The organism is Streptomyces sp. ADMS, from assembly GCF_033441795.1.
Taxonomy (GTDB): Bacteria; Actinomycetota; Actinomycetes; order Streptomycetales; family Streptomycetaceae; genus Streptomyces.
The window spans coordinates 1-290 of sequence record NZ_JAVFVX010000544.1; the positions used below are offsets into that span (position 1 = coordinate 1).

The 290-nt window shown below is 72.8% G+C and carries 1 pseudogene; it reads left to right on the forward strand.

The annotated features are described in order from the left end of the window. Nucleotides 1-290 (forward strand): annotated as a pseudogene (locus RB628_RS41940) (hypothetical protein); the annotation flags it as partial.

Here is a 290-nt window from a genome sequence, read left to right on the forward strand (position 1 = left end):
GGCTTACGCGAAGTGGGAGCCCCTGGCCACCGCCTTGCAGCAGGCGATCGAGCCGTTGCTGTCGAAGGCCGGCAGCGCGTCGCCGAGCCCTTCGCCATCCGGCTCGGGCAGCACGGGCAGTCCTCCGCCGAGTACCGCGGGCGGCTGTACGACCGGCGGGGACGGAACCGACTTCGGAACCATCCCGCCCGGCGCGGTGCCCGCCGGATACAAGATCCCGGCAGACGCTCCGCCCAAGGTCCAGACGGCGATCCGCTGGGCGCTCGGCCAGCTCGGCACCCCGTACCAGT